The following is a 24,526-nucleotide window of genomic DNA, read 5'->3' on the forward strand; positions in this document are numbered from 1 at the left end:
AACAACGAACAGCGAGGTACTGGCGTGAACATTAATGCAACCCTGATTGGCCAGGCCGTTGCGTTCTTCATTTTCGTGCTGTTCTGCATGAAGTTCGTATGGCCTCCGGTCATCACGGCTCTGCGCGAACGCCAAAAGAAGATCGCCGATGGTCTGGACGCCGCCAACCGTGCGGCTCGCGATCTGGAACTGGCCCACGAGAAAGTGGCCCAGCAACTGCGCGAAGCCAAAACCCAGGCTGCTGAAATCATCGAGCAGGCCAAGAAACGCGGTACTCAGATCGTCGACGAAGCCCGTGATCAGGCTCGTGTCGAAGCTGACCGTGTGAAGGCTCAGGCTCAGGCCGAGATCGAACAGGAACTGAACAGCGTCAAAGACGCCCTGCGTGCCCAAGTGGGTGCCCTGGCCGTCGGCGGTGCCGAGAAGATCCTGGGTGCGTCCATCGATCAAAACGCGCACGCGGAGCTGGTTAACAAACTGGCCGCCGAAATCTAAGCGAGGGCGATCATGGCAGAACTGACCACGCTGGCCCGACCTTACGCCAAGGCAGCTTTCGAGCACGCTCAGGCCCACCAGCAACTGGCCTCCTGGTCAGCCATGCTCGGCCTGGCTGCAGCGGTGTCGCAAGACGACACCATGCAGCGCGTGCTCAAGGCCCCGCGTCTGACGAGTACAGAAAAGGCCACCACTTTCAATGAAGTGTGTGGTGACAAGTTCGACGCCCAGGCACGTAACTTCATTTCCGTCGTCTCCGAAAACGATCGTCTCGATCTGTTGCCGGAAATCGCCGCCCAGTTCGAGCTGTACAAGGCCGAGCAGGAGAAGTCGGTAGACGTGGAAGTGACCAGTGCCTTCGCATTGAGCACCGAACAGCAAGACAAACTCGCCAAGGTTCTCAGCGCACGGCTCAGCCGAGAAGTGCGTCTGCACGCGACGGAAGACTCCTCCCTCATCGGTGGTGTCGTGATCCGCGCGGGCGACCTGGTTATCGATGGCTCGGTTCGCGGCAAAATCGCGAAACTGGCCGAAGCGTTGAAATCTTGAGTTTGAAGGGGCAGCAGAGCAATGCAGCAACTCAATCCTTCCGAAATTAGTGAAATCATCAAGGGACGTATCGAGAAACTCGACGTCTCTTCCCAAGCCCGCAACGAAGGTACCGTGGTATCCGTTTCCGACGGTATCGTACGTATCTACGGTCTGGCCGACGTTATGTACGGCGAAATGATCGAGTTCCCGGGCGGCGTCTACGGTATGGCGCTGAACCTGGAGCAAGACTCCGTCGGCGCCGTAGTGCTGGGTGCATACACCAGCCTCGCCGAAGGCATGAGCGCCAAGTGCACCGGTCGCATCCTGGAAGTCCCGGTTGGTCCGGAACTGCTGGGCCGCGTCGTCGACGCATTGGGCAACCCGATCGATGGCAAAGGCCCGATCAATGCTCAAGCCACCGACGCCGTCGAGAAAGTCGCTCCGGGCGTGATCTGGCGTAAGTCGGTCGACCAGCCGGTGCAAACCGGTTACAAGTCGGTCGATGCCATGATCCCGGTAGGCCGTGGCCAGCGCGAGCTGATCATCGGTGACCGTCAGATCGGTAAGACTGCTCTGGCCGTCGACGCCATCATCAACCAGAAGAACAGCGGCATCCGCTGCGTCTACGTTGCCATCGGTCAGAAGCAATCGACCATCGCCAACGTGGTGCGCAAGCTGGAAGAAGCTGGCGCTCTGGCCAACACCATCGTTGTGGCCGCTTCCGCGTCCGAGTCGGCTGCCCTGCAGTTCCTCGCTCCGTACGCCGGTTGCACCATGGGCGAATACTTCCGCGACCGCGGTGAAGACGCTCTGATCGTGTACGACGACCTATCCAAGCAGGCCGTTGCCTACCGCCAGATCTCCCTGCTGCTGCGCCGTCCGCCAGGCCGTGAAGCCTACCCAGGCGACGTGTTCTATCTCCACAGCCGTCTGCTGGAGCGCGCTTCCCGCGTTTCCGAAGAGTATGTGGAGAAGTTCACCAATGGCGCCGTGACTGGCAAGACTGGTTCCCTGACCGCTCTGCCGATCATCGAAACCCAGGCTGGCGACGTTTCCGCGTTCGTTCCGACCAACGTGATCTCGATCACCGACGGTCAGATCTTCCTGGAATCGGCCATGTTCAACTCGGGTATCCGTCCGGCTGTCAACGCCGGTATCTCGGTTTCCCGCGTGGGTGGTGCCGCTCAGACCAAGATCATCAAGAAGCTGTCCGGTGGTATCCGTACCGCTCTGGCTCAGTACCGTGAACTGGCGGCTTTCGCCCAGTTCGCTTCTGACCTGGACGAGGCTACCCGCAAGCAGCTGGATCACGGTCAGCGCGTTACCGAGCTGATGAAGCAGAAGCAGTACGCGCCGATGTCGATCGCCGACATGTCGGTGAGCCTGTACGCCGCCGAGCGTGGTTTCCTGGCCGACGTCGAAGTCGCCAAGATCATCAGCTTCGAGCAGGCCCTGATCGCCTTCTTCAACCGTGAGAACGCCGCTCTGATGGCGAAGATCAACGAGAAGGGCGACTTCAATGACGACATCGATGGCCAGCTGAAAGCCGGTATCGAGAAGTTCAAGGCCACCCAAACCTGGTAAGCCGCAGTGGGGGTCGCGAGGCCCCCGCTTGCTAACCTGATAGGTGTTACATGGCAGGCGCAAAAGAGATTCGCAGCAAGATTGCGAGCATCAAAAGCACGCAGAAGATCACCAGCGCCATGGAAAAGGTGGCGACCAGCAAGATGCGCAGAGCTCAACAGCGCATGGCAGCTAGTCGTCCCTACGCGGAGCGTATCCGCCAGGTGATTGGTCATCTGGCCAACGCCAACCCGGAATATCGTCACCCGTTCATGATCGAGCGTGAAGTCAAGCGCGTCGGTTACGTGGTGGTGAGTTCGGACCGTGGTCTGTGCGGTGGTCTGAATACCAACCTGTTCAAGGCTCTGGTCAAAGACATGGCGAGCAATCGCGAGCAAGGCGTAGAGGTTGATCTCTGCGTGATTGGCAGCAAGGGTGCGGCGTTCTTCCGCAACTTTGGTGGCAATGTCGTTGCTGCGATCAGCCACCTGGGCGAAGAACCGTCGATCAACGATCTGATCGGTTCGGTCAAGGTGATGCTCGATGCTTACCTCGAAGGTCGCATCGATCGTCTGTCCGTGGTCTCGAACAAGTTCGTCAATACCATGACGCAAAAGCCGACAGTGGAGCAGCTCGTTCCCCTGGTGGCGACTCCGGATGAAGGTCTCAAGCACCACTGGGACTACCTGTACGAACCCGACGCCAAACAGCTGCTCGACGGCCTGATGGTGCGCTACGTGGAATCGCAGGTGTACCAGGCGGTGGTTGAGAACAACGCGGCTGAACAAGCGGCCCGGATGATCGCGATGAAGAACGCCACCGACAACGCTGGCGATCTGATCAAAGACCTGCAGCTGATTTACAACAAGGCGCGTCAGGCAGCGATCACCCAGGAAATTTCGGAAATCGTCGGCGGCGCTGCCGCGGTTTAAGAACGGTTCAAATATTCAGAGGAACCAAAGATGAGTAGCGGACGTATCGTTCAAATCATCGGCGCCGTTATCGACGTGGAATTCCCGCGTGATCAAGTGCCGAGTGTTTATGAAGCGCTGAAAGTAGTCGGCGCCGAAACCACCCTCGAAGTTCAGCAGCAGCTGGGCGACGGCGTGGTTCGCTCCATTGCCATGGGTTCGACCGAAGGCCTGAAACGCGGCCTGGACGTCACCCGTACCAACAAGGCCATCTCCGTACCGGTCGGTAAAGCGACCCTGGGCCGGATCATGGACGTGCTGGGCAACCCGATCGACGAAGCTGGCCCGATCGGCGAAGAAGAGCAGTGGGAAATCCACCGCGCTGCGCCGTCGTACGCCGAGCAAGCTGGCGGCAACGAGTTGCTGGAAACCGGTATCAAGGTAATCGACCTGGTCTGCCCGTTCGCCAAGGGCGGTAAGGTCGGTCTGTTCGGTGGTGCCGGCGTCGGCAAGACCGTGAACATGATGGAACTGATCCGTAACATCGCCATGGAACACAGCGGTTACTCCGTGTTCGCTGGTGTGGGTGAGCGTACTCGTGAGGGTAACGACTTCTACCACGAGATGAAGGACTCCAACGTTCTCGACAAGGTAGCCCTGGTTTACGGTCAGATGAACGAGCCGCCAGGCAACCGTCTGCGCGTAGCCCTGACCGGCCTGACCATGGCCGAGAAGTTCCGTGACGAAGGTCGTGACGTTCTGCTGTTCGTCGACAACATCTACCGTTACACCCTCGCCGGTACCGAAGTATCCGCACTGCTGGGCCGTATGCCTTCCGCAGTAGGTTACCAGCCGACTCTGGCCGAAGAGATGGGCGTTCTGCAGGAGCGTATTACCTCCACCAAGAACGGCTCCATCACCTCGGTACAGGCCGTATACGTACCTGCGGACGACCTGACCGACCCGAGCCCGGCGACCACCTTCGCCCACTTGGACGCCACCGTCGTACTGTCGCGTGACATCGCCTCCCTGGGTATCTACCCGGCCGTGGACCCGCTGGACTCCACCTCCCGTCAGCTCGATCCGCTGGTGGTTGGTCAGGAGCACTACGAGACCGCCCGTGGCGTGCAGTACGTTCTGCAGCGCTACAAGGAGCTGAAGGACATCATCGCGATCCTCGGTATGGACGAACTGTCGGAAGCGGACAAGCAGCTGGTATCCCGTGCTCGTAAGATCCAGCGCTTCCTGTCCCAGCCGTTCTTCGTGGCCGAAGTCTTCACCGGTTCGCCAGGCAAGTACGTTTCCCTGAAGGACACCATCGCTGGTTTCAGCGGCATCCTGAAAGGTGACTACGATCACCTGCCGGAGCAGGCGTTCTACATGGTTGGCAGCATCGACGAAGCCATCGAGAAAGCCAAGAAACTGTAATCCCCTGTGCGCCCGGCAACGGGCGCGGTAGGGTGTTCTGCAGCGTAGCGAGCGAAGCTCAGGCAAGGCGGAAGCGGGTGAGGGCGCGCAGTTTATGCAGATAAACGAGCAGCACGAGCCGGCTTCCAACGCAGCATGAGCGAGCGCAGTAGCTGCAGAACACCCGAAACGTGAGGCAAGCGTATGGCCATAACAGTCCATTGCGACATCGTCAGTGCCGAAGCGGAGATCTTCTCCGGTCTGGTCGAGATGGTGATCGCGCACGGCAACCTGGGCGATCTCGGTATCGCTCCGGGCCACGCCCCGCTGATCACCGACCTGAAGCCGGGCCCGATTCGCCTGGTCAAGCAGGGCGGCGAGCATGAGGTGTTCTACATCTCTGGTGGTTTCCTCGAAGTGCAGCCGAACATGGTGAAGGTCCTGGCCGACACCGTGACCCGCGCTGGCGACATCGATGAAGCTGCTGCCCAGGAGGCCCTCAAGGCCGCCGAGAAGGCGCTCAACGAGAAAGGCTCGGAATTCGACTACGGTTCCGCCGCCGCTCACCTGGCCGAAGTGGCAGCTCAGCTGCGCACCGTGCAACAGCTGCGCAAGAAGTTCTGAGGCTCGTCTCCGTCTTCAGCGTTAGCGAGTAAAAGGGTAGCCTTGGCTACCCTTTTTCTTTTCTGCCGTTTTATCCACAGGTGGTATTCCGCCTGTGCCCGTTCAGGATTCCGCCATGTCCCTCGATATCGTCATCCTCGCCGCCGGCCAGGGCACCCGCATGCGCTCGGCCCTGCCCAAGGTGCTGCATCCGGTTGCTGGCAAGCCCATGCTTGGCCATGTCATCGACACCGCCCGCCAGCTTGCGCCGCGCAAGATCCACGTGGTGATCGGCCACGGTGCCGAACTGGTCCGCGAGCGTCTGGCGGCCGACGATATCAACTTCGTCCTGCAGGCCGAGCAGCTGGGTACCGGCCACGCAGTGGCCCAGGCGCTGCCGGCGCTGGAAGCGGAGAAGGTGCTGATCCTCTACGGCGACGTACCGCTGACCCGAGTGGAGACCCTGACCCGCCTGCTCGAGCAGGCTAGCGAATCCCAGCTGGGACTGCTGACGGTCAACCTGGCCGATCCTACCGGCTATGGCCGCATCGTCCGTGATGCCAACGGCGTGGTACAGGCCATCGTCGAGCACAAGGATGCCAGCGAGGCGCAGCGCGCCATCCGCGAGGGCAACACCGGCATCCTCGCCGTACCGGGCAAGCGCCTCGGCGACTGGCTGGGCCGCCTGTCCAACAGCAACGCCCAGGGCGAGTACTACCTCACCGACGTGATCGCCATGGCCGTGGCCGACGGTCTGGTAGTGGCCACCGAGACCGCCCGGGACGAGATGGAAGTGCTCGGCGCCAACGACCGCATCCAGCTGTCGCAGCTCGAATGCCATTACCAGCAGCGCATGGCCCGCCAGCTGATGGCTCAGGGCGTCACGCTGCTCGATCCGCATCGTTTCGACGTGCGCGGCGAGGTCACAGTCGGGCGTGATATCACCATCGATATCAACGTGATCCTCGAAGGCAAAGTCGTCATCGAAGACAACGTGCAGATTGGTCCCAACTGCGTGATCAAGGATTCCATCCTGCGCAAAGGTGCCATCGTCAAAGCCAACAGCCACCTGGAAGGTGCCGAAGTGGGCGAGGGCGCCGATTGCGGTCCGTTCGCTCGCCTGCGTCCGGGCGCCAAGCTGGGCGCCAAGGCCCATGTCGGCAACTTCGTCGAGCTGAAGAACGCAGTGCTGGGTGAGGGCGCCAAGGTCGGCCACCTGAGCTACCTGGGCGATGCCGAGATCGGCGCGCGCACCAACATCGGCGCCGGCACCATCACCTGCAACTACGACGGTGCCAACAAGCACAAGACGGTGATGGGCGAGGACGTGTTCATCGGCTCCAACAGCTCCATCGTCGCTCCTGTCACCCTTGGCAATGGCGCCACCACCGGTGCCGGATCCACCGTGACCCAGGACGTACCGGCAGCGGCCCTGGCCGTGGGCCGTGCCAAGCAGCGCAATATCGAAGGCTGGAAGCGCCCGCAGAAGACGCCCAAATAGTCGCATGCGAGCAAACAAAAGGCGGCCTTGGCCGCCTTTTGTCCATTTCGAGCTTGACCGAAAGCTTTCATTAGGTTTTGATTCGCACACTTATCTTTCGAATCGAAACTTAAATGTCGAAACGCAACACTCCCCAGCGCCGCCACGCGATTCTCGTCTTGCTCAATGAGCAGGGCGAGGTGGTTGTGGATGCCCTGGCGCAGCATTTCGCTACCTCCGAAGTTACGATTCGAAAGGACCTGGCTGAGCTGGAGAAGAACGGCCTGCTGCTGCGTCGCTACGGTGGCGCCGTGCCCATGCCGCAGGAGCTGATCGGCGAGCCGGCGCAGCCCATCTCCCGTCATAAGCAGGCCATCGCCCGCGCGGCGGTCGGCCTGATCCGCGAGCACGCGCGCATCATCATCGACAGCGGCAGCACCACCGCGGCGATGATCCGCCAGCTCGGCCACAAGCCCGGCCTGGTGGTGATGACCAACTCGCTGAACGTGGCCAATGCCCTGCGCGACATCGAGCACGAGCCGGTGCTGCTGATGACCGGTGGCACCTGGGACCCGCACTCGGAATCCTTCCAGGGCCAGGTCGCCGAGCAGGTGCTGCGTTCCTACGACTTCGACCAGCTGTTCATCGGCGCCGATGGCATCGACCTGGAGCGTGGCACCACCACCTTCAACGAGCTGCTGGGCCTGTCCCGTGTCATGGCCGAGGTGGCCCGCGAGGTCATCGTCATGGTCGAGAGCGACAAGGTCGGCCGGCGCATTCCCAACCTGGAGCTGCCCTGGAGCAGCCTCCATACCTTGATCACCGACGACCGCCTGGATAGCCAGGTGGCCGAACAGATATGCGCGCGTGGGGTCCAGCTGATCCTCGCCGCTGCTTCCTGAGGAGAACCGATATGTGTGGCATCGTTGGCGCCGTCGCCGAACGCAACATCACCCCGATCCTGGTCGAAGGCCTCAAGCGCCTGGAGTACCGCGGCTATGACAGCGCCGGCGTGGCGGTCTTCACCCAGGCCGGTGAGCTGCGACGCCGTCGCCGTGTTGGCAAGGTCGCCGAGTTGAGCCAGGCTCTGGCCGGCGAGCCGCTGACCGGTCACCTGGGCATCGCCCACACCCGCTGGGCCACCCACGGTGCGCCGAGCGAGCGCAACGCCCACCCGCACTTCTCCGGTGAGCAACTGGCCGTGGTGCACAACGGCATCATCGAGAACCACGAGGAACTGCGCGAGCGTCTCAAGGGCCTCGGCTACGTTTTCACCTCCGATACCGACACCGAGACCATTGTCCACCTGCTGCACCACAAGCTGCAGCAGCTCGGTGACCTCACCGCCGCGCTCAAGGCCGCGATTCCCGAGCTGCACGGCGCCTACGGCCTGGCCGTGATCAGCTCCGCCCAGCCGGACCGCATCCTTGCCGCCCGCAGCGGCAGCCCGCTGGTGATCGGCCTGGGCCTAGGCGAGAACTTCCTCGCCTCCGACCAGCTCGCCCTGCGCCAGGTCACCGACCGCTTCATGTACCTGGAGGAGGGCGATATCGCCGAGATCCGCCGCGACAGCGTGCAGATCTGGGACGTCGCCGGCCAACCGGTACAGCGTGAGTCGGTGCAGTACCACGAAGGTGCCGAGGCCGCCGACAAGGGCGAGTACCGCCACTTCATGCTCAAGGAAATCCACGAGCAGCCCAAGGTCGTGCAGCGCACCCTGGAAGGCCGCCTGGGCGGCGACCACGTGCTGGTCCAGGCCTTCGGCCCGCAGGCCGCCGAACTGTTCGCCAAGGTGCGCAACGTGCAGATCGTCGCCTGCGGTACCAGCTACCACGCCGGTATGGTCGCCCGTTACTGGCTGGAAGCGCTGACCGGTATTCCCTGCCAGATCGAAGTGGCCAGCGAGTTCCGCTACCGCCAGGTAGCAGTGCAGCCGGACAGCCTGTTCATCACTATCTCCCAGTCCGGCGAGACTGCCGACACCCTGGCCGCCCTGCGCAACGCCAAGCAGGCCGGTTACCTGGCTAGCCTGACCATCTGCAACGTCGGCACCAGCTCCCTGGTGCGCGAATCCGACCTGTGCCTGCTGACCCAGGCCGGCCCGGAAATCGGCGTGGCCTCGACCAAGGCCTTCACCACTCAGCTGGTTTCCCTGCTGCTGCTGACCCTGGCTCTCGGCCAGGTGCGTGGCACCCTGGACGCCGCTGTCGGCGCCGAACTGGTGGAAGAACTGCGTCGCCTGCCGACCCGCCTGGGCGAGGCGCTGGCCATGGACAAGACCGTGGAGAAGGTCGCCGAGCTGTTCGCCGAGAAGCACCACACTCTGTTCCTCGGCCGTGGCGCCCAATATCCGGTGGCCATGGAAGGTGCGCTCAAGCTCAAGGAAATCTCCTACATCCACGCCGAAGCCTACCCGGCCGGCGAACTCAAACACGGCCCGCTGGCCCTGGTCGATGCCGACATGCCGGTGGTCACCGTGGCGCCGAACAACGAGCTGCTGGAAAAGCTCAAGTCCAACCTGCAGGAAGTCCGCGCCCGTGGCGGCGAGCTGATCGTCTTCGCCGACGGCGCCGCCGGCATGAGCAACGGCGAAGGCACTCAGGTGATCAACATGCCGCACATCCACGACGTGCTGGCCCCGATCCTCTACACCGTGCCGCTGCAGCTGCTGTCCTACTACGTGGCCGTGCTCAAGGGCACCGACGTGGACCAGCCGCGTAACCTTGCCAAGAGCGTGACGGTTGAGTAAGCAGGGGGCAGCTGATGCGACGTGAGGACATACAGAGCAAGCAGGCTCAGGGTGTGCTTTTTGACACCCATATTATCGCCAATCCGGCGAATACCCGGAGTGGATCGTGCTGTTGAAGAAGGGAGTGGGCACTAGCTTTTTCCTGGTTGATGACCAGGAGCAAGTGGAGTCTTTTTCCGACCTTAATAGCTTGATCGAAGACCTTCGGCTACTTGGCATCAAGGGTGCAGAGATACATCTCTAAGCCCTGCTACTAGTCACGCTAAAGCATGTACGCACAGAAAAGCGTGGTCTGTCCCCTGTTATCCATCGGGTAGCAGTTCTTCGCGCTGTCATAAGCACCGAATCCAGCCTTCTTGGCTTTGAGTTCCACATACTGCTGTACCTTGGCCCAGCAGCCTTCCTTGGGGGAGTCGCTGCACAGCCTTACGTTCCGTTCCGCAGCGACCGTGCTATCCGCTGCAGGTGCCTGGGCCATCTTGGTATCGACATGTACCTTGATCAGTGTTTTTTGATCGTCTGGCAACTTCTCTGCTAAAGAGCGGCACTGCTCGATAAAGGCGGGAAGATCGTCGCAGGTGAAGGTTTGCAGGTGTAGCACCGATCTGGGGCGTGCATCGTCGAAGTTCTGGTATTGGCCGATATGCCCAATCAACTCGCCTGCCTTGATGGCTACCGGTTGATCCAGCACCACCACGCTGCCGTCATGAGCCTTGGGTTCGTTGCTGGTCTCCAGAGAGTCCAGCCAGACATAGCCTGGAAGCTTGCCACTGCTGTCGGCAGACAGAGGGGGCACTGGGGCGCCGCTGATGATCTCTTCCAGTTTGCGGTACTTGCTCGCTGCGCCATCCGAACTGATGCGTAGCTGCGCACCAACCGGCAGAAGGGCAATAATGTCGCCCTTGGAGCTGGCTGAGCGTACATTGAGCCCCTGCTGCGTTGGGGCGATAGGGTCTTTGGCACCTTCGCTTACCAGATAGCGATTGTCGCCCAGGCTTTTCATCTCTGGCTTGTAGGCCCAGCAGTTGCTGGGTTCAAGACCGTCGATAGCCGGTGTGATACTGGCCAGTTTTATCCAGTCTCTCTGCTCAGCCTCGGGCCCGCTCGCTGCCTCGACGACCGTTCCGCGAGGCAATGTCGCCAGGATATTTTCGTAGGCAGATCGATCCGCGTGGCCGAGGGCTACCTTGTAGTGGGCGCGAACATTCAATCCCTGCAATCTGTCCGGTGCATCGGCTTTTACCTTGCACAAGCCGTTACCCCAGAAGCTGGGGCGTTTCATACTGGGCTTGGTCTGGTAGCCAGCCCAGTCCATCAGGTGCATGTACAGGCTGTAGAAGGTAAGCTCCGGCGTGGCTGTTGGCGTGGTGTCTACAGCTTCTTCTGTGCCGGGCTTGACCTGCAGAGCTGGGAATTTCAGCTGATGTTTGACCAGTACGAAGCCGGTCGAGAACGGCAGGTGTACCGCTGTCGGGCCTTCGCCATAGGTGGTTCTGGGGTATTGCTCGTCGATGCGATAGGCGATCACTTCGCCGTCGGCAATGCACTTCACTTCTGACTGATCGAGGCAGGTTGCCGTACCTTCATCGAAGTGCACACCGCCGTGCAATAAGCCGCTGGCGCCCATTGGATAGAAGCCGTCTTTGGCTTTTGCCAGTGCCTGGAAATACAGCTCTGGGTTGTTGGTGTCGCCAGCGCTGCTACCCGACGAGGCTGGTTTGGCTGGGAAGGGATAAGCCCACTTGATTGGTGTGTTGTCTGCCATGGCGATATGAATCTGTCCTGTTCCTTGGAAGCGCCTGGTGATGCGCGAGTCCTGATTTAGCTGGAGAAATTGAGCATGCGCATGGGGGATTGAAGACGGCTGTCCCGGCTATTGACCACCGCCTCATCCAGCAGATTCCCCGCCTTGTCCCTGTCCGCCATCCCCGGCTGCAGCGGCTGTTTGATGGCAATCCCACTACCAGATCCTGGCGAGCCGCCGGCGTTGAGTTTGGCCAGGGGGCCGACCAGGGTGATGCCGCTGGGGTCGAGTTTGATGAAGCTGCCGCCGGCCTTGAGGGTGAGTTCGACGCCGGCCTCGATGACCATCTTCTGTCCGGCCTTGAGGTGGATCTCGCGGCCGGCCTTGGTCAGCTGGGCAGCGCCGAGCTTGATGTGCTGGTTCTGGGCGATGGTCAGGTGGTCTTCGGCCTTCACCTCCACCTTGCGATGCAGATGCGTGGTGTGGTGTTCCTCGGCCTTGAGTTCGGTGTAGCTGTTGGCCTCCACGGTGTCGTGGCGCTCGTGGCCGATGCGGATCTTCTGGTCGTGTTCGACGTTCTCGTCCCAGTCCTTCTGGGCGTGGATATAGATCTGCTCCTGGCCCTTGCGGTCCTCGATGCGCAGCTCGTTGTAGCCACCACCGCCCGGGCTGCTCAGGGTCTTGAATACGCTGCGGGTCTTGTTCGCCGGCAGGTCGTAGGGAACCACGTGTTCCTTGTGGTACAGGCAGCCGGTGACCAGCGGTTGGTCGGGATCGCCCTCGAGGAAGGTGACCAGCACTTCCATGCCGATGCGCGGGATGGCGATGCCGCCGTAGCGATCGCCGGCCCAGCTACTGGAGACGCGCAGCCAGCAACTGGTGGTGTCGTCGGCCTGGCCTTCGCGGTCCCAGTGGAACTGCACCTTGACCCGGCCGTGCTGGTCGCAGTGGATCTCTTCGCCCTTGGGGCCGGTGACCACGGCGCTCTGGCTGCCCAGCACCTTGGGTTTCGGATGGCGCAGGGCGGGGCGGTGCAATACGTCCCAGGGGGTGGCGGTGAAGCGGTTGCGGTAGCCCTGTTTGAAGTCGTCCGAGCTGGCGGATATTCCCTCACCCCCGGCCCCTCTCCCGGGGGGAGAGGGGAGAGAGCCGCCGAAGCTGGTGATGGACTCTTCCAGCACCTGCGGTTGCTTGCCCTCGTGCAGCACTTCCTGCAGCAGCCAGAGGTCGTTCCATTCGCGGCGTGGGTGGTCGGAGATTTCCAGCAGGTGGCCGGTCACCAGGCGTGGCTGGTCGCTCTCGCCCTGGGCCAGCTGGTAGTCGGCGCGGTGGCGCTCAAGGGCACGTTGCGACAGGTGCTTGCCGCGCGTGCGCTCGGTGTAGCGGCCGGGGTAGTCGTAGTCTTCCAGCTTGGGCTGGAAGTCGGCCTTGGCGCTGGTCTCCAGCTGCAGGCGTGGTTGTTCGAAGTCGTAGTCGCGGCGGCTGACCTGGTTGGTGCGGGTGGCCAGGCGCAGGTTGAAGCGTTTGATCACCGGTTCATCGGCGACCAGGCCGCTGTCCTGCACATAGGCGGTGGGCTGGCCGAGTTTGGGGAAGCCGGTCTGGTCGTCGCCGAACACCAGCACGTGGCCCTTGGCCGAATGCTCGAAGTGGTAGTGCAGCCCCTCTTCCTCGCACAGGCGCTGGATGAAGTGCAGGTCCGTCTCGTCGTACTGCACGCAGTACTCGCGCTCCGGGTAGACGGTCGGGCCGAGCTGGAAGCGGTAGGCGCCGCCGAGGATGCCGTGCTCTTCCAAGACCAGGGCGATGATCTGCGGCACCGTCAGGTGCTGGTAGATGCGCTGGTTGGTGCGATAGCCGAGCCAGGTCAGCTTAGGGCTAAGGGTGAGGTGATAGCGGGTCAGGCGCTTGCCCGACTCGCCCTGGCCGACATCGTGGATCAGGCCGTGGATGCCGCTGCCGTCCGGAGCAATGGCGAGGAAGGCTGGTTTGCCGAGCAACTCGTCGAGATCCAGGTCGGGCTTCTCGCTGACCAGTTCCACCGCGAAGCGATAGGGCTGGTCGAGGGCCTCGCGGCCGCTGAATTCGAGCACCTGCAGGTCGTGGTCGAGACCTTCGAGGGTCAGGCTGAAGTGGGTCTGGTTGGCGGGGTTGAACATGTGTCGTCCTTGTCGATAGGCGCAATCAGGCCGGGCGGCGCAGCAGGCGCGTCAGCAGCGACGCATTCGGGCGCTGGGCGCGGAAGGCACGCAGCAGGTCCGGCAGGTTGCAGCGCTTGGCCGGATCGAATTCCAGCGCGGCGCGCAGGGCCGGCCACAGTGCGCGGGGCAGGTCCGCGGGGGCCGTCAGCGGCAGTTCCATTGCCAGCGCCTGTTTAGCACTTTGCCGGCGGAAAGGATGCTGGCCGCTGCACAGTTCGTAGATCACGCAGGCCACGGCGTAGACGTCGGCGGCGGCGTTCAGGGTGGCGCCGTCGAGCAGTTCGGGGGCGGCGTAGCGTGGCGTCCAGGCGGCGAAGCGGCTGCGCGCCAGGCGCGGCAGGCCCTTGAGGAAGCCCTCGCGGGCCTGGCCGAGACCGAAGTCGAACAGGCGGATGTCGTCGTCGCCGAGCATCAGGTTGCTCGGCTTGAGGTCGCCGTGCAGCACGCCCTGGTCGTGGGCGTAGCGCAGCGCTTCCAGCAGGCTGAGGGCGACCCGCTGCGCCTCGGGCCAGGGCAGGCCGCTGGGGTACTGGTGCAGCACATGGTCGAGGGTGTTGCCCTTGAGCAACTCCATGGTGATGAAGGCGCGCTGGCAGGTTGGGTCCACTTCGAAGCTGTAGAAGCGCACCAGGTTGCGGTGGCTGAGCCGCGCGGTAAGGGCGAACTCGCTGTAGAGCAGGGCGCTGGCGTCCGGGTATTCGGCGAAGTCCTCGCTGAGGGTCTTCAGTGCCACCCAGGGCTGCGGTTCGCCGAACTGTTCGCGCAGCAGGTCGCGGGCGCGGTACACGGCGCCCATGCCGCCGACGCCGAGCAGCCGTTCGATCTGATAGCGGCCGCCGAGCAGCTCGGGCAGGTCCTTGGGCAACGGGCGGGCGACGCGCGCCGGGTTGGCGCCGGCCATCACCGTTAGGTCGGCGCTGACCACCTTGGCTTCGGCGTTCATCGATTGATCACCACGCCGCTCAGGTTGTCGCGGGCCGGGCCCTGCAGGGCCAGGTCGAACAGGCGTTGCAGGGCCAGCTGCGGGCTGGGGCGCAGCAGGGCGGCGGTCATGTCGTCGTGATCGAGGTCCTGATAGAGACCGTCGCTGCACAGCAGGAACACGTCGCCGGGCAGGCTCTCCAGTTCGAGGATGTCCAGCTGCAATTCCTCGGCCGCGCCGATGGCCCGGGTCAGGGCGTGGGCACCGGGTTGGCGCGCGGCGTCCGCCGGGCTCATGCCGCGTTCCTCGACCAGTTGCTGCAGCAGCGAATGATCGCGGCTGAGCTGGAACAACTGGCGCCCGCGCAGCAGGTAGCAGCGGCTGTCGCCGGCCCACACGCAGACCACCCGGCTGCTTTCGGCGAGCAGCGCCACCACCGTGCTGCCGACCAGCAGATCCTGAGTCTCGCCGGTCAGGGTCAGGCCCAGGCTGAGGTGGCGGTTGAGGCGATGCAGGCAGTCGCGCAGGGCGTCCAGGCGGTCCTCGAAATCCAGGTCCGCGGGCAGCTCGGCAAGGCTCTCGACGATCAGCCGGCTGGCCAGGTCGCCGGCCTGGTGGCCGCCCATGCCGTCGGCGACCACCCACAGGCCCTGTTGTGGCTGGTCGAGAAAGGCATCCTCGTTGCGCTCGCGCACCTTGCCGGTGTCGGTGCGCCCGGCGCTGGACCAGAGGCGTTGGGCGACCTTCATCAGAGGGTCGCCGGCAGCTTGAACTGGCGCAGCAGGCTGGCATCGAACGGGTTCGGCGAGCGCTGGCTGTGCAGCAGGTACTTGGCCTGCAGCCCGTCGAGGTTGGCCTTGAGCAGCAGCACGTCGCGGCCGCTGTGTTGCTCCACCTTCATCATGTCGATCAGGCGGAACAGGGCCCAGGGGCCGCTGTTCTTCTCGATGCCGACGCGGCGGCCGCCCTGTTCCTCCAGGACCAGGCTGCTACGCTCGCTCTCGCCCTCGGCCGGCCAGCGGAAGGCGGTGGCGATGATCGGGCCGTGGCGGTACTCCATCTGCTGGCCGCCGAAGCGGAAGTCGGCGCGGTTGAGGCTGTAGTCCAGGGCGAACGGTTCCAGCTTGAACAGCACCAGCGGCTCGGCCGGGTTCTCGGCGAAGAAGCTGCGGCGGATCACCTGGGTGCGGTTCATCTGGGTCAGGAACACCGGCGACAGCGGCAGGCCCTGGCCGTCCATGCGGCGCAGCTGGTACTCGCCGTCGCTGTCGCTGACGAAGGCCTTGAGGTAGCGGTCGACGAACGCATCGGCCACGCCATCGGCCTTGAAGAACTCGCGGAAGTCGGCGATGGCCACGTCGCTGTCGCTCTTGGCGCTGAATGGGTAACGCTTGAACAGCGACTCCTTGTAGAAGGCGTACAGCTCGTTGCGGTAGCGCTTGTTCAGGTAGCCGTAGGCGTCGTTGAGCACCAGCTGCCAGCTGTCGTCGGCGATCAGCGTCAGCCAGTTGCCCACCGGTTGCGGCAGGCGCGCGGCGGTGCCGCGGACCTGGTTGATCGCGTCCGGGCGGCCGCCCATACGCGCCTTGGCCAGCTCGAAGGCGGCCTGCTCCGGCGAGCTGGCGTGGGCCATGCCGCTCAGTTGCAGCTGCAGGGCGTCCAGCGCCTGCAGGGTGGCGGCCAGTTCCGGGCCGGCGCCGCTGTTGTCGTCGAGCAGACGGTGCAGCGGTTCGAAGCGCCGTTGCAGGGCGCGGCGAGCGGTGTCCGGCAGGCTCTTGGCGATGGCATCGAGGCCCTTGCCGGCCGCGGCGGCGGCCAGCTTGCCCTTTTTGCCGAGCTTGGCCTGGGCGGCCAGGTCATCGGTCTGGTCGGCGGCGGCCGGCAGGTCGAAGCGGGTGTTGTCGCGTACTTCCACCAGCACCTGCAGCAGCGGCGAGTTGGCCGCGGTCAGGGCGGTGAGCACGGTGATGCCCTGGGCGGTATTGCCGATCGGTTCCAGGCTCAGCTGAGCGATGGCCTCGCCCCAGTAGTTGGCGTAGTCGCGGAAGTACAGCTGCTCCAGCTCCACCATCAGGCGGCCGAGGTCGTGGTCGCTGAGCTGGTTGCCTTCGCCCAGTACCCAGTTGTCGGCGAGGATGTCGCGCACCAGGCCGAGGCCCTGGGCGACGAAGAACTGCTGGTAGCCCTTCTGCGTGTACAGGCCGGGGATGGCGTAGTCGCTGCCGAGCAGCAGCGGCGCCTGCGCACCGAGGGCCTGGGCGATGCGGTAGTCCGGCAGGCTGCGGGCCTGGTCGCGAAGCATGCGGTAGACCACGCCGGCGAGCGACTCGCTGCGCAGGATCTGCCGCGCTTCGGCCACCAGGTTGTCGTTCAGCGGGTAAGCGCTGAACGGCTCGGCCAGCAGACGCTGGAAGTGCGCGTTGAGGCGCTTCTGGGTCGGCTCGTCGCCGGCATAGCGCAGCGACCAGTCGGCGGCCAGCCACTCCTGCAGGAAGGCCGGGTCGCGGCGCTCCTCGAGATTGAGCATCAGGTAGGCGCGCAGGCTGCCGAGCAGCAGCTCGCGGTCGTCGCGGTTGGCGCGGATCTGCGCCTCCAGCTGGCGTGCCACCCGTGGCAGCAGCTCGCTCTCCAGGCTGCGGCGGTAGGCGGCATGCACCTGCGGCTGCACCTGCGGGCCCTGGTACAGGCCGCCGCGCTCCAGCAGGCTGGCAGCGCCGGTGGCGGGGAACACCTGGGTGGCGGTGTAGCTGCCGTCGAGCAGCGGCAGGGCGCGCTGGGCGTCGTCCTTGGCGTTGATGCTTTCGCCGTCACGGCCCAGCTGCAGGGCCAGTTCGCGCAGCTGTTCCAGGCGACCGTGGTTGGCCGAATAGCTGGTGCCCCAGAGCAGACCGAACAGCACCAGGCAGGCGGCCGCACCGGCGTACAGGCCGCGCTGACGCCAGTCGATGCGGCGTACTTCCTTGTCGTCCAGGCCAGCCAGTTCGGCCTCGGGGAAGATCACTCGGCTGAGCAACTGGTTGATAAAGCGCGCGCGACCGCTGCGATAGGTCGGCAGGCTGCTGCCGGCCAGGCCGAGGTTGCGGCCGATGCCGGTGGTGCTCGGGTCGAGCAGTTCCTGCAACTGCGGCGCACTGGTCAGGTAGAAGCCGCGCAGCTGGCTGGAGCGCTGGTAGCGGTTGCCGCTGAAGGCCAGTTCCACCAGCAGGCACAGGCGCTCGCCGAGCTGGCCGAGCTGGTGCGGGAAGTCGAGGATGCGGCCGCGGCGCTGGGTGTCACGCTCCTGGTGCAGGCGCATGATCACCTGGCTGTTGAGGCGGCGCAGCAGCTCTTCGAACTCCTGGCGCACCACGCTGGCGTCGGTGGCGCTCTGGCCCTTGCGGAAGCTGGTGCCGAGCACCTGGTCGCTCTCTTCGCGGCTCAGCTGGTCGAAGAACTCGTCGAAGCCCATGACCTTGTCGGCCTTGCTCAGCACCAGATACACCGGCACTTCGGCGCGCAGCTCGGCGTGCAGTTCGTGCAGGCGCTGGCGGGTCTGCCGGGCCAGGTTCTCCAGCTCCAGTTCGCTGGCGTACAGCAGGGTGTCGACCGGGATGCTCACCAGCACGCCGTTCAGCGGGCGCGCGCGGCGCTTGCGCAGCAGGCTGAGCAGGGTGTGCCAGGCGCGGCTGTCTACCGCCACGTCGGGCTGGGTCAGGTAGCGGCCGGCGGTATCCAGCAGCACGGCGTGGTCGGCGAAGTACCAGTCGCAATAGCGGGTGCCGCCGACGTCCTTGGTCAGGCGGCGCTCGTCGCCCTTGTTCAGCGGGAAATCCAGGCCGGAGAAGTCCAGCAGGCTGGTCTTGCCGCTGCCCTCGGGGCCGAGCAGCAGGTACCAGGGCAGGTCGTTGCGCCACTTCTCGCTGCGCCCGCGGTACAGGCTGGAGGTCTTCAGGGTGCGCAGGGCCTGCTTGAAGCGGCCCTTGAGCTCCAGTTGCTCCTCGCTGATCAGGCCGTCGCGGCGCAGGCGTTCCTGGGCATCGGCGTCATCCGCCTCGGCCTTCTTGCGCACGTTGGCGCGCCAGCTGACGAACACGATGAACAGGCCCCAGGCGAGGAACAGCAGACTGATGCTGACCAGGCGGCTGGCCGCCGGCGCCCAGAACTTGGAGTCGGCCACCGCCAGCAGCGGGCCGACGAACCAGATCAGCAGGGCCAGCACCAGGACCAGGCACAGGCTCCAGACCCAGGTCTTGCGGAAGAACGCCGCGGTTTTCTTGAGAAAGTCCTTCATCTCAACTTATCCCTGAACAGATGGGGCAGGGGCGGCTTCTACCGCCTGATAGGGTTGCAGCACGGTGCCGCGCTGCTCGTGCAGCACCCAGCTGAAGCCGGCGTAGAGCAGCGCCAGGCCGGCCACGGTGGCCACTGCCACCAGCCAGCCGGGGACGATGCGCACCAGCCGCCGGCGGCCTTCCTTGAGGCCCTCCCAGTGCGGCGACAGCTCGCGCGGCACATCGCCACGCAGCTGGCGGATCTGCCGGTACAGGCTGTCGCGGATCGCCTCCAGTTCGAGCATGCCGCGCGGCAGCACGCGGTACTTGCCCTCGAAGCCGAGCGACAGGCAGATGTACATCAGCTCGAGCATGGCCAGGTGCTTGACCGGGTTGCGCGACAGGTGTTCGAGCAGCTGGAAGAACTTCTCGCCGCCGAAGGTCTCGTTGTGGAAGGTCGACAGCAGGCTCATCTGCGACCAGGCGCTCTCGTTGCCCCAGGGCGTGGTCACCACCGCCTCGTCGACCACCGTGCACAGCACGTAGCGCGCGGCCATCACCTGGCCGCCTTCCACGCCTTCCTGCAGGGCGCGATGCTCGAACAGCTTGATCGCCACGTTGAGGCGCTCGTTCAGCGCGTCGAAGTTCTCCGCGCTGGCGTGGGTCTTCAGCCGCACCACTTCCGAGAGCAGCAGCGCGCTGGCGGCCACCAGCGGGTTAAAGCTGATGTTGAAGACTTCCGCCGGGCGCATGCGCGCGGCGTAGACCATGCGCTCCTCAAGCTGCTCGAAGCGCGGCGTGGCGAAGTCGGTGAGCGGGCCGCGTGGTGCGGCGCCTTCTCCCTGGCGGTTGAGGACGACGGTCTTGTCCTGTGCTTCCCTGATCATGTTCAGCTCCTGATCGCCCAGAATTTCAGCTCAAGCCCGGCGAAGTCGCCGGACACGTGGAAGGCAAAGCCACCGGAGCTCTCCAGCTGCGCCAGTTCCTCGGCGCTGAACTCCAGGGCGAAGTAGGTCTTGCCGGCGTGGAAGGGGATCTGCCGCGGCGCGACCGGCAGCGGCTTCACCTTGATGCCCGGCAGGTGCAGGTTGACCAGCTGGCGGATGCGCTCCACCGCGCCGATCTTCAGGTGCGCCGGCAGGCGCTTGCGCAGCTCCTCGGACTCGCACTGGGCGTCGGCGGCGAGCACGAAGGTGGCGTTGCCGAGCAGCGCGTGGTCCTGCAGCGGCGAGACCTGGATGCCGTACTGGCGCTGCTGCAGCGGCAGCTCGATGGCGTGCTGCTCCAGCACCATGGACAGCACCTGGCGCAGCGCCTCCATCAGCTTGCGGAAGCTGGCGGCCTGATCGTTGTGCAGGTAGCGGCCGTCCAGGCGCGGGCGCTTGTGGTCGGCGGCGAAGGTGGCCAGCTCGCCGAGCAGGCCGACCAGCTCGCGGTACAGCAACTCCGGATGCATCTGCTCCAGGGACAGGTAATGGCGCAGCTGCGGCTCGTAGCGATTGACCAGCTGCAGCATGAGGAAGTCGCCGACCTCGGTATTGCCCAGCTTGCCGGCGGCGCGCACGCGCTCGGCGAGGATGTCGCCGCGGTGGCCGAGCAGGCTGATCACTTCCTTGAGGCAGGACAGCAGGTAGCTGGACGCCTGGGTGTGGAGGAAGGTCGGCGTGAAATCTTGATCGAGGCTGATCACCCCGTCCGGGCTGGTATCGAAGATCTCTGCCACCTTGAGCTTCACGAAGGCCTGGTCGTTCTGCTGCTCGCCGAGCAGCAGGCGGAAGTCCGGGCGGCCGCAGCTGACCTGGCTGACGGTGACATCGCCGGCGTTGGAGTCGGCCACTTCCTGGTCCTGGGCGCGGTAGCGGGCGAGCACGTCCTGCTGTTCGCTGCGGCGGCTCTCGATGTGGTTGCCGGTGACCAGCGGCAGGGCCAGGTACACCGGGGTGGCCGCGGTGTTCGGCGGGATATCCAGGGCCAGCGGCTCACGGCTGGCGTCCAGTTCGAACAGGCTGCCGTCGGGTAGCACGCCGCTGGCCTGGCTGAGCACCAGCTTGCCCATGCCGAGGAACTGGCGGTCGATCTCCAGGCTGAAGAAGCCCCAGGGATAGATGTCCTGCAGGCGCGAGCGCGACTTGAGCTGGTGCTCGAAGTAGCGATCGTTCTGCTGGAAGTGCTGTGGGCGCAGGAGCATCCCTTCCTGCCAGACAACCTTGAGCATTTCCATTGCTCAGTCCTCTTGTTTGAGCGGTTCGAGGCCGCGCTTGCCGAGCACCACGCCGGCCTGGTTGATCTCGCCTTCCTGCAGCGACACCACATAGCGCCAGCTGGCTTCCGGCAGGTCGCGGTAGGCGGCGATCACGCCGACGTAGCGGCTGCCCGGCTGTACCGAGAGCTTGAGGTCGCGCTCTTCGCCGGGGCGCACTTCCATCTCCTCGAAGCTGACCAGGTCAGGCATCAGCGACTCTTTCGGCCGCTGGTACAGGGAGAAGAATTCGGCGTTGTTGAACGACGAGGGATTCTTCAGCTCCAGCAGGCGCACCACGATCGGCGAGGGACGGCCGGCCAGGTCCGGGTTGAGGTCCTCGCTGGCCTGCAGGCGCAGGTCGAGCTTGGTGGTGTCGGAGTAGGGCGACAGGCTGGAGCAGCCACCGAGGGTGGCGAGCAGCGACAACAGGCTAAGGCTGATAAGACGGCGCATGGCATTCATCCTTGCTTCTTACGAAGGCTGGTAATCGGTGTTGAGGGTGGCGATCAGGCGGACCTGCTCTTCGTAGGTCTTGGCGAAGTCGCGGGCGAACAGGCGCTGGCTCCAGTCGTCGTCCTTCTCCAGCGCGCGGAAGTGGCGCTGGTAGGCGCGCCAGCGGCTACCGGAAGTGGCCAGCAGCGGCTTGCGGTCCTGCTCGAAACGCAGGGTCAGCTGCTCGGGAGCGAACTGCTCGAACAGGCCCTGCACCGCCGTGCGGCTGGCGGCGAACAGCGCCACCTGGTGCGCCTGCAGATCGCGGTAGGCGCGGCCCATGGCCTGCTCGGCCGGCAGCTGGCCGGGCTTGCTGCCGCGCAGCATGGCGGTCAGCGCTTCGCCGGCGTCGCCGACCTGCTTGAGCGGGTTGTTGCCGGCGCTCTGCACGGTGGTCAGGGCCAGGCGCAGTTCGTTCTTCAGCTCGCTGCGGGTGCGCAGGCTCTGCTGCAGGCCAGCAACGCTCTGCTTGAGCAGGCGCGCGGCCTGCAGGGCCAGGGCCTCGCGGGCCTCGGCGTCGAGGTCGTCGAGCTTCACCCCGAGGGCGTCGCCGAAGCGCTGCCAAAAGCCTTGCGCCAGCGGCTCGGCGGCCACCGGCATCTGAGCCGGACGGGCCTGCGGGCGCGGCGCCTCTACCGGAGCCGGCTCCGGTTCGCGGACGAGCTCGGGCACCAGCAGGCTTTCCATGTCGATGCGCGCGTACTGGGTGCGCGCCTGCTCTTCCTCGGGTGCCTGCACTAGGCCGGCGAACTCGTCCAGCTGGCTGTAGCCACGTGGGCGTTGTTCGAGGGCGGCGATCGGGTCGAGGTCGAGGAAGGCGTCATCGGGGATGATGCTGCCGGCGTGCTGGCGCTGGCCGATCTGCTCCTCGAACTGGGCCGGGTCCTGCAGCACGCGGGCGCGGATCTCCAGCTCGCCGAGGCAGTACACGCAGCCGTGCTCGATGCGCTGCGGCTCGCCGCGGGGCAGGCGCGCGCCGTTGTCCTTGAGGGTCACGCCGTTGCTGCTGGTGTCGGTCAGGTAGAAGTGCCCGTCGGCGAAGCTGACCTGGGCGTGGCGGTTGGAGAGGATGCGCTTGCTGTCCGGGATGGCCCAGTCGCATTCCTCGCCACGGCCGATCACGCCGCCGGCCTTCTTGAAGCTCTTGCTGGTCAGCAGACCCGGCGCGTACTGCTGGGCGCTGACGATATCGAATACCAGTTCCATGGTAGGGGCTCCTTGCGCTCAGTCTTCGCGCGGCTGTTCGGCGTGCGGGTCGCCCAGCGGGCGGTAGTCGTCGTCGCTGGACTTGTAGTTGCCGCCGCAGCCGGCGAGGCCCAGCAGGGCGGCGAGCAGGGTGGCGGTCAGAAGGCGGTGGGACATCGCGGGTTCTCCACTGGCGGTGACGGATAGGGAATGCATGGCGGTCTCAGACATCCGCCGGGCTGATGTTCAGCCGGTCCATGCGGTACAGCAGGGTGCGGCGTGGCAGGCCCAGTTCGCGGGCGGCCTGGCTCTGGTTGCCGCGGTTCTTGCGCAGGCAGTCGAGCAGCAGGTTGCGCTCGACTTTTTCCATGCGCTCGCGCAGGTTCATGCAGCTGTCGTCGGCGAGGCTGGTCGGGTGCAGGTTGAAGTGCTCGGGCAGCAGCTCGCCGCCTTCGCACAGCAGCACCGCGCGCTCCACCAGACCCTTCAGCTCGCGCACGTTGCCGGGGAAGGCGTAGCCGGCCAGGTGGTCCAGCGCCGCCTCGGACCAGCGGCAGGCGTCGCGCTGCAGGAAGGCGGCGGCCTTGGCGGCGAAGTGCCGGGCCAGTTGCAGAATGTCTTCGGCGCGGGCGCGCAGCGGCGGCAGCTCGATGGGGAAGTGCGACAGGCGATAGAACAGGTCTTCGCGGAAGCGGCCTTCCTCGACCAGGCTGCGCAGGTCGCGGTGGGTGGCGGCGACGATGCGCACGTCGACCTTGTGCGTCTGCGTGCTACCCAGCGGGCGTACTTCGCCTTCCTGCAGCACGCGCAGCAGCTTGGCCTGCAGGGCCAGCGGCATGTCGCCGATCTCGTCGAGGAACAGGGTGCCGCCGTCGGCTGCGTCGAACAGGCCTTTGCGGTCGCGTTCGGCGCCGGTGAAGGCGCCCTTGCGATAGCCGAACAGCTCGCTCTCCAGCAGGTTCTCCGGCAGCGAGGCGCAGTTCTGCACGATGAACGCCTGGCTGCGGCGGAAGCCACAGTCGTGGATGGCGCGGGCGACCAGCTCCTTGCCGGTGCCGGTCTCGCCGGTCAGCAGCACGCTGGTGGGGTTGTGCAGCACCTTGCCGATCAGCTGGTACACCGGGCGCATGGCCGGGCTGTTGCCGATCAGGCCGTAGTCGCTGGGCAGCGCCGGACTGGCCGCTTCCGGCGCGGCCGCCTTGGGCGCACGCAGGCGTTGCAGCAGCTGGTGCTGGGCCAGGGCGAAGGCACCCAGGCTGGCCAGCGAGGCGGCGAAGCCGTCGAGGTCGCGGGTGCCGCTGCTGGCCACCAGCAGCAGGCCGGCGACGCGCGCCTGCTCGTCCTGCAGCGGCAGGCACAGCAGGCTGCGCCAGGGCTTGTCGGCGGCTGGCAGGAAGCTGGTCTCGTGCAGGCTGGGGTCGAGGCTGGCCAGGCTCAGGTGGCGGTTCTGGCACAGGCAGTACTGCAGCAGCTGCTCGCCGTCGTAGTCGCTGGGCAGGCTGGTTTCGTGCTCGGCCTGCTGGCCGTCCAGCCACTCGGCGGCCAGGGTCAGGCGGGTGTGGGTGCTGTCCAGCAGATACAGCTGGGCCAGGCGGCAGCCGCTGAGCTGCGCCGCCGCCTCGGCCAGGGCCGCCGGCAGGCGTTCGGCACCGGCCAGACGAGACAGGCGGGTGAACTGTTGCAGCAACTGTTCGGCATAGGCCAGCGGCTGGGCGATCTGCCCCAGCAGCGGTGCCGCTTCGGGGATGCGC

20 protein-coding genes and 1 pseudogene are annotated in these 24,526 nt (G+C 65.0%); 10 read left to right on the top strand and 11 right to left on the bottom strand.

All coding sequences use genetic code 11. The features are described from left to right. The first annotated feature begins 24 nt into the window (after positions 1-24). From N7607_RS11980 to N7607_RS12025, 10 genes and pseudogenes are all read left to right on the top strand, one after another. Positions 25-495, top strand: coding sequence for a F0F1 ATP synthase subunit B (locus N7607_RS11980; RefSeq protein ID WP_137973935.1), 471 nt, complete (start codon positions 25-27; stop codon positions 493-495). Between the two features lie 12 nt (positions 496-507). Further along, the gene (locus N7607_RS11985; protein WP_137973936.1) at positions 508-1,044 is read left to right on the top strand and encodes a F0F1 ATP synthase subunit delta; all 537 of its coding nucleotides are present in this window, start codon (positions 508-510) and stop codon (positions 1,042-1,044) included. A gap of 21 nt (positions 1,045-1,065) precedes the next feature. After that, positions 1,066-2,610, top strand: a complete 1,545-nt coding sequence (gene atpA, locus N7607_RS11990) for a F0F1 ATP synthase subunit alpha (RefSeq protein WP_021702536.1) — start codon at positions 1,066-1,068, stop codon at positions 2,608-2,610. A 50-nt stretch (positions 2,611-2,660) separates the two neighbouring features. Beyond that, positions 2,661-3,521, top strand: a complete 861-nt coding sequence (atpG, locus tag N7607_RS11995) for a F0F1 ATP synthase subunit gamma (protein WP_279865781.1) — start codon at positions 2,661-2,663, stop codon at positions 3,519-3,521. Positions 3,522-3,551: 30 nt separating this feature from the next. Continuing rightward, positions 3,552-4,928 carry a F0F1 ATP synthase subunit beta gene (atpD, locus tag N7607_RS12000; protein WP_192398836.1) on the top strand — a complete coding sequence of 459 codons (1,377 nt, stop codon included), beginning with the start codon at positions 3,552-3,554 and terminating at the stop codon, positions 4,926-4,928. Between the two features lie 183 nt (positions 4,929-5,111). Beyond that, positions 5,112-5,531 (top strand): F0F1 ATP synthase subunit epsilon, encoded by a 420-nt coding sequence (locus N7607_RS12005; protein ID WP_137973939.1) that lies wholly within the window; start codon positions 5,112-5,114, stop codon positions 5,529-5,531. Between the two features lie 115 nt (positions 5,532-5,646). Further along, a complete protein-coding gene (gene glmU / locus N7607_RS12010; RefSeq protein ID WP_279865779.1) occupies positions 5,647-7,011 on the top strand; it encodes a bifunctional UDP-N-acetylglucosamine diphosphorylase/glucosamine-1-phosphate N-acetyltransferase GlmU in 1,365 nt (454 codons plus the stop codon). Between the two features lie 113 nt (positions 7,012-7,124). Then, a complete protein-coding gene (locus N7607_RS12015) occupies positions 7,125-7,892 on the top strand; it encodes a DeoR family transcriptional regulator (protein WP_279865778.1) in 768 nt (255 codons plus the stop codon). Positions 7,893-7,903: 11 nt separating this feature from the next. Further along, positions 7,904-9,739 carry a glutamine--fructose-6-phosphate transaminase (isomerizing) gene (gene glmS, locus N7607_RS12020; protein WP_279865776.1) on the top strand — a complete coding sequence of 612 codons (1,836 nt, stop codon included), beginning with the start codon at positions 7,904-7,906 and terminating at the stop codon, positions 9,737-9,739. A gap of 14 nt (positions 9,740-9,753) precedes the next feature. Continuing rightward, positions 9,754-9,983 (top strand): annotated as a pseudogene (locus tag N7607_RS12025) (hypothetical protein). 18 nt (positions 9,984-10,001) lie between these two features. Here the strand turns inward: N7607_RS12025 and N7607_RS12030 are convergent. The 11 genes from N7607_RS12030 to N7607_RS12080 are packed head-to-tail and all read right to left on the bottom strand — an operon-like array spanning position 10,002 to position 24,504. Then, entirely contained in the window at positions 10,002-11,504 is a 1,503-nt protein-coding gene (locus N7607_RS12030) for a hypothetical protein (RefSeq protein WP_279865775.1), read from the bottom strand. Positions 11,505-11,560: 56 nt separating this feature from the next. Continuing rightward, positions 11,561-13,642 carry a type VI secretion system tip protein TssI/VgrG gene (gene tssI / locus N7607_RS12035; RefSeq protein ID WP_279865774.1) on the bottom strand — a complete coding sequence of 694 codons (2,082 nt, stop codon included), beginning with the start codon at positions 13,640-13,642 and terminating at the stop codon, positions 11,561-11,563. 25 nt (positions 13,643-13,667) lie between these two features. Beyond that, positions 13,668-14,627, bottom strand: coding sequence for a serine/threonine-protein kinase (locus N7607_RS12040; RefSeq protein WP_279865773.1), 960 nt, complete (start codon positions 14,625-14,627; stop codon positions 13,668-13,670). After that, positions 14,624-15,355: a serine/threonine-protein phosphatase gene (locus N7607_RS12045; protein WP_279865772.1), complete on the bottom strand. Its 732-nt coding sequence runs from the start codon at positions 15,353-15,355 to the stop codon at positions 14,624-14,626. Before N7607_RS12045 ends, N7607_RS12040 begins: the two co-directional genes overlap by 4 nt. Then, positions 15,355-18,876 (bottom strand): type VI secretion system membrane subunit TssM, encoded by a 3,522-nt coding sequence (gene tssM / locus N7607_RS12050; protein ID WP_279865771.1) that lies wholly within the window; start codon positions 18,874-18,876, stop codon positions 15,355-15,357. The genes N7607_RS12045 and tssM overlap by 1 nt, the downstream gene beginning before the upstream one ends. Positions 18,877-18,882: 6 nt before the next feature. Next, complete coding sequence (icmH, locus tag N7607_RS12055) at positions 18,883-19,743, bottom strand: type IVB secretion system protein IcmH/DotU (protein WP_279865770.1); 861 nt, start codon at positions 19,741-19,743, stop codon at positions 18,883-18,885. Between the two features lie 2 nt (positions 19,744-19,745). Beyond that, positions 19,746-21,077, bottom strand: a complete 1,332-nt coding sequence (gene tssK / locus N7607_RS12060) for a type VI secretion system baseplate subunit TssK (protein WP_279865769.1) — start codon at positions 21,075-21,077, stop codon at positions 19,746-19,748. A 3-nt stretch (positions 21,078-21,080) separates the two neighbouring features. Then, the gene (tssJ, locus tag N7607_RS12065; RefSeq protein ID WP_279865767.1) at positions 21,081-21,551 is read right to left on the bottom strand and encodes a type VI secretion system lipoprotein TssJ; all 471 of its coding nucleotides are present in this window, start codon (positions 21,549-21,551) and stop codon (positions 21,081-21,083) included. 18 nt (positions 21,552-21,569) lie between these two features. Continuing rightward, the gene (gene tagH, locus N7607_RS12070) at positions 21,570-22,796 is read right to left on the bottom strand and encodes a type VI secretion system-associated FHA domain protein TagH (RefSeq protein ID WP_279865766.1); all 1,227 of its coding nucleotides are present in this window, start codon (positions 22,794-22,796) and stop codon (positions 21,570-21,572) included. A gap of 18 nt (positions 22,797-22,814) precedes the next feature. Then, the gene (locus tag N7607_RS12075; RefSeq protein ID WP_279865765.1) at positions 22,815-22,952 is read right to left on the bottom strand and encodes a type VI secretion protein; all 138 of its coding nucleotides are present in this window, start codon (positions 22,950-22,952) and stop codon (positions 22,815-22,817) included. 46 nt (positions 22,953-22,998) lie between these two features. Beyond that, positions 22,999-24,504: a sigma 54-interacting transcriptional regulator gene (locus N7607_RS12080; RefSeq protein ID WP_279865935.1), complete on the bottom strand. Its 1,506-nt coding sequence runs from the start codon at positions 24,502-24,504 to the stop codon at positions 22,999-23,001. Positions 24,505-24,526: the final 22 nt, after the last annotated feature.

Origin of the sequence: Pseudomonas sp. GD04019, assembly GCF_029837695.1 — a bacterium.
Lineage (GTDB): Bacteria > Pseudomonadota > Gammaproteobacteria > Pseudomonadales > Pseudomonadaceae > Aquipseudomonas.

Coding starts and splice junctions, on each gene's coding strand:
- glmU (WP_279865779.1), top strand. CDS start 5,647: ATGTCCCTCGATATCGTCATCCTCGCCGCCGGCCAGGGCACCCGCATG.
- atpD (WP_192398836.1), top strand. CDS start 3,552: ATGAGTAGCGGACGTATCGTTCAAATCATCGGCGCCGTTATCGACGTG.
- N7607_RS12005 (WP_137973939.1), top strand. CDS start 5,112: ATGGCCATAACAGTCCATTGCGACATCGTCAGTGCCGAAGCGGAGATC.
- N7607_RS11985 (WP_137973936.1), top strand. CDS start 508: ATGGCAGAACTGACCACGCTGGCCCGACCTTACGCCAAGGCAGCTTTC.
- tssM (WP_279865771.1), bottom strand. CDS start 18,876: ATGAAGGACTTTCTCAAGAAAACCGCGGCGTTCTTCCGCAAGACCTGG.
- N7607_RS12075 (WP_279865765.1), bottom strand. CDS start 22,952: ATGTCCCACCGCCTTCTGACCGCCACCCTGCTCGCCGCCCTGCTGGGC.
- N7607_RS12040 (WP_279865773.1), bottom strand. CDS start 14,627: ATGAACGCCGAAGCCAAGGTGGTCAGCGCCGACCTAACGGTGATGGCC.
- N7607_RS12045 (WP_279865772.1), bottom strand. CDS start 15,355: ATGAAGGTCGCCCAACGCCTCTGGTCCAGCGCCGGGCGCACCGACACC.
- atpG (WP_279865781.1), top strand. CDS start 2,661: ATGGCAGGCGCAAAAGAGATTCGCAGCAAGATTGCGAGCATCAAAAGC.
- icmH (WP_279865770.1), bottom strand. CDS start 19,743: ATGATCAGGGAAGCACAGGACAAGACCGTCGTCCTCAACCGCCAGGGA.
- tssK (WP_279865769.1), bottom strand. CDS start 21,077: ATGGAAATGCTCAAGGTTGTCTGGCAGGAAGGGATGCTCCTGCGCCCA.
- tssJ (WP_279865767.1), bottom strand. CDS start 21,551: ATGCGCCGTCTTATCAGCCTTAGCCTGTTGTCGCTGCTCGCCACCCTC.
- glmS (WP_279865776.1), top strand. CDS start 7,904: ATGTGTGGCATCGTTGGCGCCGTCGCCGAACGCAACATCACCCCGATC.
- tssI (WP_279865774.1), bottom strand. CDS start 13,642: ATGTTCAACCCCGCCAACCAGACCCACTTCAGCCTGACCCTCGAAGGT.
- N7607_RS12030 (WP_279865775.1), bottom strand. CDS start 11,504: ATGGCAGACAACACACCAATCAAGTGGGCTTATCCCTTCCCAGCCAAA.
- atpA (WP_021702536.1), top strand. CDS start 1,066: ATGCAGCAACTCAATCCTTCCGAAATTAGTGAAATCATCAAGGGACGT.
- N7607_RS12015 (WP_279865778.1), top strand. CDS start 7,125: ATGTCGAAACGCAACACTCCCCAGCGCCGCCACGCGATTCTCGTCTTG.
- tagH (WP_279865766.1), bottom strand. CDS start 22,796: ATGGAACTGGTATTCGATATCGTCAGCGCCCAGCAGTACGCGCCGGGT.